Source organism: Gordonia sp. (in: high G+C Gram-positive bacteria), assembly GCF_049299075.1.
GTDB lineage: Bacteria > Actinomycetota > Actinomycetes > Mycobacteriales > Mycobacteriaceae > Gordonia.
The window spans coordinates 1-6,375 of the sequence record NZ_JBAQWU010000504.1; the positions used below are offsets into that span (position 1 = coordinate 1).

Annotated in this window: 6 protein-coding genes and 1 pseudogene; 4 read left to right on the top strand and 3 right to left on the bottom strand. The window is 66.7% G+C overall.

Annotation, left to right across the window (positions count from 1 at the left end):
• Positions 1 to 291 (bottom strand): annotated as a pseudogene (locus WAW85_RS15980) (hypothetical protein); the annotation flags it as partial.
• A 202-nt stretch (positions 292 to 493) separates the two neighbouring features.
• Between WAW85_RS15980 and WAW85_RS15985 the strand changes: the two are divergent.
• Entirely contained in the window at positions 494 to 1,876 is a 1,383-nt protein-coding gene (locus WAW85_RS15985) for an FAD-dependent oxidoreductase (protein WP_422560575.1), read from the top strand.
• 77 nt (positions 1,877 to 1,953) lie between these two features.
• Here WAW85_RS15985 and WAW85_RS15990 read toward each other — a convergent pair whose 3' ends face one another.
• Together WAW85_RS15990 and WAW85_RS15995 are read right to left on the bottom strand one after the other, a co-directional pair.
• Positions 1,954 to 2,466 carry a hypothetical protein gene (locus tag WAW85_RS15990; protein WP_422560576.1) on the bottom strand — a complete coding sequence of 171 codons (513 nt, stop codon included), beginning with the start codon at positions 2,464 to 2,466 and terminating at the stop codon, positions 1,954 to 1,956.
• Between the two features lie 274 nt (positions 2,467 to 2,740).
• Positions 2,741 to 3,232, bottom strand: coding sequence for a hypothetical protein (locus WAW85_RS15995; RefSeq protein WP_422560577.1), 492 nt, complete (start codon positions 3,230 to 3,232; stop codon positions 2,741 to 2,743).
• A gap of 171 nt (positions 3,233 to 3,403) precedes the next feature.
• Here WAW85_RS15995 and WAW85_RS16000 point away from each other — a divergent pair, with 171 nt between their 5' ends.
• From WAW85_RS16000 to WAW85_RS16010, 3 genes are read left to right on the top strand one after another with little or no spacing between them, the layout of a single operon-like run.
• On the top strand, positions 3,404 to 4,402 hold the full coding sequence (locus WAW85_RS16000; protein ID WP_422560578.1) for a FecCD family ABC transporter permease: 999 nt from the start codon (positions 3,404 to 3,406) through the stop codon (positions 4,400 to 4,402).
• Entirely contained in the window at positions 4,399 to 5,442 is a 1,044-nt protein-coding gene (locus tag WAW85_RS16005) for a FecCD family ABC transporter permease (protein ID WP_422560579.1), read from the top strand. The genes WAW85_RS16000 and WAW85_RS16005 overlap by 4 nt, the downstream gene beginning before the upstream one ends.
• Positions 5,439 to 6,257, top strand: a complete 819-nt coding sequence (locus tag WAW85_RS16010; protein ID WP_422560580.1) for an ABC transporter ATP-binding protein — start codon at positions 5,439 to 5,441, stop codon at positions 6,255 to 6,257. Before WAW85_RS16005 ends, WAW85_RS16010 begins: the two co-directional genes overlap by 4 nt.
• Positions 6,258 to 6,375: the final 118 nt, after the last annotated feature.

Here is a 6,375-nt window from a genome sequence, read left to right on the forward strand (position 1 = left end):
GTGCGCACTGCGGTACTGCTCATAGTTGAGCGTGTTCCGCGCGGTGTAGGCATCGTTGACGGTGTATTGAACCAGCGTGGAATCGTTGAGCCGCTCGCTGGGCGGGTTGATCAGCGCGATGCCGACCACAATCGCCACGCCCACCACGACCACGCCTAGCGCGGCCAGGAACGGCCACCGGCTGCGGTCGGGCTCGTCGTCGCCGAACTCCTCGGCGAGCGCTTCCGGGTAGTCGTCGTCTGGGCGATCGGCGTCCGGATTGTCGGCACCGCCGGGCGTCTGCTTGCTCATAGTTGCCGATTCTATCGAGCACCTACGCTGACATATTTCCGGCATCCCTTCGAGGCTTCCAGGCAGATCGTCGCCGGTCCGTCAAGAGTTTTAGGCAAAACGCCCCTAGTGAGGCAAGCCTCAGTCGTCAATTTTGGCCGGACGCGACCAGCGCATACCGTGGAAGCATCCATGTCATCTCTGCTGAGGAATCGACTGTCAAATGAGTGAGAACAGCCGCCCGTTGCGGGTAGCCATCGTCGGGGCGGGCCCGGCCGGCATCTACTGCGCCGATGCGCTGATGAAGTCAGAGACCGCTGCCGAACGCGGAGTCAGCATCGACCTGTACGAGCGCATGCCTGCGCCGTTCGGCCTGATCCGGTACGGCGTCGCACCGGATCACCCGCGGATCAAGGGCATCGTCAACGCCCTCCACAAGGTGCTCGACAAGCCGCAGGTCCGACTGCTCGGCAACATCGACTACGGCACGGACATCACGCTCGCCGATCTGAAGCAGCACTACGACGCCGTGGTCTTCTCCACCGGCGCCACCGACGACCGCGCCCTGGGGATCCCGGGTGTCGACCTGGACGGCAGTTACGGCGCCGCCGAATTTGTCGCCTGGTACGACGGCCACCCGGACTTCCCGCGGCAATGGCCACTGGAAGCCGAGAAGGTCGCCGTCATCGGCGTCGGCAATGTCGCGCTCGACGTCGCCCGCGTGCTCGCCAAGACCGGCGACGAGCTGCTGCCCACCGAGATCCCGGACAATGTCTATGCGGGCCTGAAGGCCAACAAGGCCGTTGAGGTGCATGTCTTCGGCCGCCGCGGTCCGGCGCAGGCCAAGTTCACGCCGCTCGAACTCAAGGAGCTCGACCACTCGCCGAATATCGAGGTCGTGGTCAATCCCGAGGACATCGAGTACGACGAGGGTTCGGCCGTCGCGCGCCGCACCTCGAAGATCACCGACCAGGTCGCCACGATCATCGAGAACTACGCAATCCACGAGCCCAAACAGGGCGCCATCCACAAGCTCTTCCTGCACTTCTTCGAAAGCCCGGTGGAGATCCTCGGTGCCGACGGCAAGGTTGTCGGCTTGCGCACCGAACGCACCGAACTCGACGGGACCGGCAACGTCAAGGGCACCGGAAAGCACACCGACTGGGACCTCGGCGCCGTGTATCGCGCCGTCGGCTACCTCTCGGACAACCTCCCGGAGATCCCGTTCGACAGCCAAGCCGGCGTCATCCCGAACGAGGCCGGACGAGTCTTCGACGAGGGCGCCCAGGTCACCGGCCTATACACCACCGGCTGGATCAAGCGTGGCCCCGTCGGCCTGATCGGCCACACCAAGGGTGACGCCAACGAGACCGTCGAGTGCCTGGTCGAGGACATGGTCAGCGGCGTGCTGAATGTGCCGGCGGCCCCGGCCGAGTCGGCGATCATCGACCTCCTGGAGTCGCGAAAGATTCCGTACACCACCTGGGACGGCTGGAATCGTCTGGACGAGTTCGAGCGCAGTCTCGGTGCCGCCGAGGGTCGCGAGCGCAAGAAGGTCGTCGAGCGGCACGAGATGCTCGCCGCCTCCGAGCCGGACAAGGTCTAGCGATCCGGCTTCGGTGAAACCACAACGGCCCGCCAACCTCGTCAGAGGTGGCGGGCCGTCGTAGTCGAGGCGGTCGCTCAGTTGCCGCCGGAGCGCGGGAGCGCCTTGCGATCCACGTTCTCCCAGTAGCCGACGTTGTTCAGCGGGTTCTCCACCTCGTTGCCGATGGTGAAGCCCGAGATTGAGGCCGGCCAGCAGCCTCGCCACTTGTTGTCGATCGCTATGTAGGTCTGACCCGGCCACAGCTCACCGGGCTGGGTGTTGACGGTGATCGTCTTGCCGTCGGCCCCGTGCGTCTTGACACCCTTGCGCGCTGGCACGGCCTTCGTCGGGCCGTTGAACTCGGTGACCCGGACGTTGGTCATCCGGAAATCACCAGTGTTCGTGACGCCGAGGAAGCGGTTCATCTGCCAGATCGGACCGGAGGTCCAGTTCGGACCCCACGGCTTGAAAATGCAGTTCACGCCACCAATGATCTGCAGATCACCGGGAGCGGCCGCCTGCGCGGGGGCTGGTGCCATCAGAGTGCTGGCGCCAAGCGCACCAGCGGCTGCGACGGCGAGCGTCGCGCGCTTCAGGAACTTCTTCATGATCAGAACCTTTCGTTCGGCGGTCCGTGAAACGCGAGACCGCCCGATTGATTGGACTTCGGCGAGCGCGGGGGCTGCCACCTGTGGTTCAGGCCGCACTCCACAGTGCCTGCCCTTGTCTCAACTATCGCCCGAGTCACAGCAACTGTTACGGAATCGCTCAGAATCCCGTTACCGACACCACAGTTTGGCGCCTCCACACGCCTCATCCGTCGGACGACGAGCGGCGGCCCCCAATCGGAGCCGCCGCAGTTTCGCGAGTGAATTCGCCTCGTCACCGCACCTGGGCTGGCGGCGGGGCCACACCCCAGTCGAAAGCGGCGTTCGGTGCGCTGACAACGTTGTCGATCTCGTTGCCGATCGCATAGCCGACGATGGCGTACGGCGCATCGCAGCCTGGTGTAATCTCGGCGATCAGCACCTCAACCCCCGGAAGCAGCACCCCCGGCGTCGACACCCCCTTGGCCGACGAGATCAGCACACCGTTGCGCTTCAGCGGCTCACCGGGCTCCAACTTCGGCACCAACACCTCGGGACCGGCCACCATCCCGACGCGCACGCCGGTGATCGTCGCATCGCCGACGTTGCGCACCGTCACCATGCGAATGTTCTTTGTCGTCTGAGCTTTCTCGCAGACCACCGCGGTGGTGACCGACAGGTCACCGGCCGCGTGTGCGGTACCGGTACCCACCAGCAGTGCCGCGCCGATAAATCCGGTCGTCACCGCGGCAGCCACGGCACGCGTCACGTTCTTGTTCCTCATCATTCTTCCCTCCGCTATCGGGCAGTGCGGCGCTGATTCGCCCGCCAGTTGGGCGGGGAAGGCCAACACTGGTCCACCCCGAATGATGCTCCGCGGAGCTGGCGTCCGCACATCAGACTCAACGATTCTCCCCCCAACCGCGACAACTGATTTATGTAGGTAAGGTTTACCTTCATGGGAAGGGCGGCAGGAGTGATGGCACTCGGTGCACTGCTCCTCGCACTCTGTCTGACCTCCATCGCCAGCGGATCGGGCCTCGGCCCGCACGACCTCGACCTCGCCACCATCCTGACCGCCCTCACCGATCCATCGTCGGTCGACGGCGAACTAGTCAAGCTCATCGACAATCGCCTGACCCGCACCTTCCTCGGTGTCTTCGCTGGCCTCGCCCTCGGCGCCGCCGGCGCGCTGACCCAAGGCCACACCCGCAATCCGCTCGCCGACCCCGGCCTGCTCGGGATCAACGCTGGGGCCGCCTGCGCGGTCGTCACCGGGGTATTCGTTTTCGGCAGCACTAGCACCCTGGTCAACACCGTGGCCGCCCTGATCGGCGCGGGCCTGGCCGCGCTCGCCGTCTTCGCCGTCGCGAACCTGTCCGGCGGCACCCCGCTCACTCTGGTGCTTGCGGGCACCGGCCTATCCGCTTTCCTGATGGCGGTCACCTCGGCAATCGTGCTGACCGACGGCGCTTCGCTCAATGTCTGGCGCACCTGGAACGTCGGCGCCCTCGCCGGACGCGGCAGCGAGATCCTGTGGACGACGGCACCAGTCATCGTGGTCGGTCTAGTCCTGGCCCTGGCGGGCGGATGGTTCCTCAACCTGCTCAGCCTCGGCGACGATATGGCGACCGCGCTCGGCGGCCGAGTGCTCGCGATCCGGATCAGCGGAATCGCGACCATCACCCTGCTGGCGGGCGGGGCCACTGCAGCGTGCGGCCCGATCGTTTTTCTCGGCTTGATGGTGCCGCACCTGGCACGCTTGCTCGTCGGCCCGGACTACCGCTGGATCGTGCCGTACTCAGCCATGCTGGGCGCGGCACTACTGCTCGCTTGCGACGTCCTCGGGCGTCTGGTGGCCCGACCGGGGGAAGTCCCGGCCGGAGTGATGCTCGCCCTGGTCGGTGGGCCGATGCTGATGCTGATGGTCCGGCGCCGGAGGTTGCCAACCGTATGAGCCAGCGTCTGGAGATCTCCGTGGGTCGTGCCTCGTGGTCATTCGACCGCCGCCTCGCGCTGACCTGCGCCGCCCTGCTGACCGCCGTCGTCGTCGCCTTCCTGGTGAGTGTCTCAGTTGGCTTCACCACCCCGATCGACGTCGCGCGCATTCTGCTCGGCGGCGGTACCCGCATCGAGAATGTCGTGGTATTCGACGATGCGCTCCCCCGCGCTCTGGTGGCCCTGCTGGTCGGCTTCGGGCTCGGCCTGGCCGGCGGGCTCACGCAGATCATCACGCGCAATCCGCTGGCCACCCCCGACCTGCTCGGCATCACCGCGGGCGCCAGCGTGGGCGCGGTGCTGACCATCACCGCGAGCGGCAGCGCCCTGGCTGGATTCGGCATTCCGACGGCGGCACTGATCGGCGGCCTGACGGCGGCCACCTTGATGTATGCGCTGAGCTACCGCCGCGGCAGCGAGATCGGGATGAGCACGCTCCGGCTCATCCTGATCGGCGTCGGCCTCACCTGGATGTTGCAAGCCCTCACTGGATATCTGCTGTCCCGCGCACAAGAGTGGGACGCCGCCCGGGCCCAACGGTGGATCGTCGGTTCTGTCTCGTTCGCCACCTGGCAGGTGGTCCCGGCGGCGCTGTGCGCGGTCGTCCTCGGCGTCGTGTGGTCGTTGATCTCGGCGCGCGATCTGCGCACCCTGGGCCTGGGGGTCGACACCGCGCGCAGCCTCGGCGTGCGCGTCGGACTATCGATCTCCGGAACGATGGTCGTGGCCGTCGTCGTCGCTTCGTTGTCCGTCGCGGCGGCCGGACCGATCGCGTTTGTCGGGTTACTCGCCCCGCAGTTAGCTATGCGGCTGACCCGGACACCGACGCCAACTCCGGTTGCGGCTGGGCTCACCGGTTCCGTGTTGGTGCTCCTCGCCGACATCCTCACGCGCACCCTGCTGCCCGGCGGCCTGCCCGTCGGCGTGGTGACCGCCGCCGTCGGCGGACCGTTCCTGATCTACCTGATGATCCAGTCCGCACGAAAGGCAACGACATGACGCGCCTACTCGCTGACGACCTCTCCGCCGGCTACGACGGCCGATCGGTCCTTGCTCATCAGCATCTGGCCGTCCCGGACGGTGCCATCACCACAATCATCGGCCCCAACGGCTGCGGAAAATCCACCCTGCTGCGCGCCCTGGCCCGGTTGCTGCCCGCGCAGACAGGGGTCGTGAAGCTCGACGGCGTCGACATTCGTTCCCTACCGCCGAAGAAAGTAGCGCAAACCCTCGGGCTGCTCCCCCAGCAGCCGATCGCACCAGAGGGCCTGCTCGTCGCCGACCTCGTCGCCCGCGGTCGTCATCCGCACCAGTCCTGGTACCGGCAGTCCACGTCCGACGACGCCGCCGCCATCGACCGCGCCTTGGAACTGACCAGCACCACCGAACTCGCCGACCGCACGCTCGAATCCCTGTCCGGTGGTCAGCGCCAGCGGGTGTGGATCGCGCTCACCTTGGCGCAGGAAACCGATCTGTTGCTGCTCGACGAGCCCACCACCTACCTTGACCTCGCCCACTCGGTGGAGGTCCTTGACCTGGTGCACGACCTCAAGCATCGGCACCACAAGACCGTTGTCATGGTGCTGCACGACCTGAACCTCGCTGCCCGCTACAGCGACCACATCGTGGTGATGTCCGACGGTGCGGTCATCACCCAGGGCACCCCGCGCGAGATCCTGACCGCCGACCTGCTGGAGCGTGCCTTCGGGCTGAAGTCCGTCGTGGTCGACGATCCGGTGTCCGGCGGCCCGTTGGTGGTGCCGATCGGTACACGCCCAGGATCAGACTCTCCGCGGGGCGCCGAGGGCAAATAGCCCTCGGCGGTACGCTCCTGACCTGATTTCGGTCAGCGCGGCGGCGGCCCCTGACGCGGGGGCCCCTGCGGCGGACGCGGGCCTCCGCGCGGCGGCATCGGATTGGGCGGCATCGGAT